This window comes from Mycobacterium sp. UM_Kg1 (assembly GCF_000972925.1).
In the GTDB taxonomy this organism is placed as follows: Bacteria; Actinomycetota; Actinomycetes; order Mycobacteriales; family Mycobacteriaceae; genus Mycobacterium; species Mycobacterium hiberniae.
Genome location: NZ_JRMK01000313.1, coordinates 1 through 1,099, shown reverse-complemented (window position 1 = coordinate 1,099; position 1,099 = coordinate 1). Strand labels below are relative to the sequence as shown.

General features: G+C 66.4%; 1 pseudogene. It reads right to left on the bottom strand.

The features are described from left to right. Positions 1–148: 148 nt before the first annotated feature. A pseudogene (locus tag LI92_RS21290) lies at positions 149–1,081 on the bottom strand (cytochrome P450); the annotation flags it as partial. Positions 1,082–1,099 lie beyond the last annotated feature (18 nt).

Genomic DNA, 1,099 nt, shown 5'->3' with positions numbered 1-1,099 from the left:
CCTCGGTACCGGCCGGCAGGCCGACATTACCCAAGCCGACACCGGCCTGCCCGTGCCGGTCCTTGGGTGCCCCGTAGCCGCCGGGGGGATAGAACGCGACGCCTTGAGTTGATGTGCTGGACATGTCAATCCACTTCCAATCGGGCGGTTACCAGGTGACAGGGAGTTCGTAGACGCCGTAGGCGAGCCGGTCGTTCTTGAAGGGGATCTGGTCGATGTCCACCGCCAGCTTCAGGGTGGGGATGCGCCGGAACAACGTGCGGAAGGCGATCACCATCTCCGCGCGGGCCAGCTGCTGGCCGACGCACTGGTGCGGACCGAAGCCGAACGCCATGTGCTGGCGGGCCGGTCGCGCCAGGTCGAGGGTGTCCGGTTCGGGGAAGACCGAGGCATCCCAGTTGGCCGGCGCCAGGTCGATGATGATGCCCTCGCCGGCGCGGATGGTTTCGCCGGCGATCTCGATGTCCTCAAGGGCCACCCGGCGCTGGCCGGTGTGGATGATCGACAGGTAACGCAGCAGTTCCTCGACGGCGTTGGCGATCGCGGCGTCGTCGTCGCCACGGAACACCGCGGTCTTCTCGGCGATCCTGTCGGGCTCGTGCAGCAGCGCCACGATTCCCAGGCCGATCATGTTCGCGGTGGTCTCGTGCCCGGCGATGAGCATCCCGGTGCCCAGTTGGGTGGCCTCGCGCACCGACAGCTCCTCATTGCGCACCCGCTTGGCCAGATCGGAGACCATGTCGTCGGCCGGCTCGGCCATCCTGGCCTCCAGCAGCTGGACCAGGTACTTGGAGAGCTCGGTGGCACCCGCGGCCAGGTCGTCGGAGGTGGCGTTGCGGTCCACTCCCATGGTGGCGTGCTGCTGGAAGAACTCGTGGTCCTCGTAGGGCACCCCGAGCAGTTCGCTGATCACCAGGGAGGGAATCGGCAGCGCGAATCCCTCGATCAGGTCGGCCGGCTGCGGTCCGGCCAGGATCGCATCGATGTGCTCGTCGGTGATCCGCTGCGTCACAGCCTTCATCGCCTCGACGCGCTTCATCGTCAGCCCCGGCGACAGGATTCGCCGGTACCGAATATGTTCTGTCTCTTATACACATCT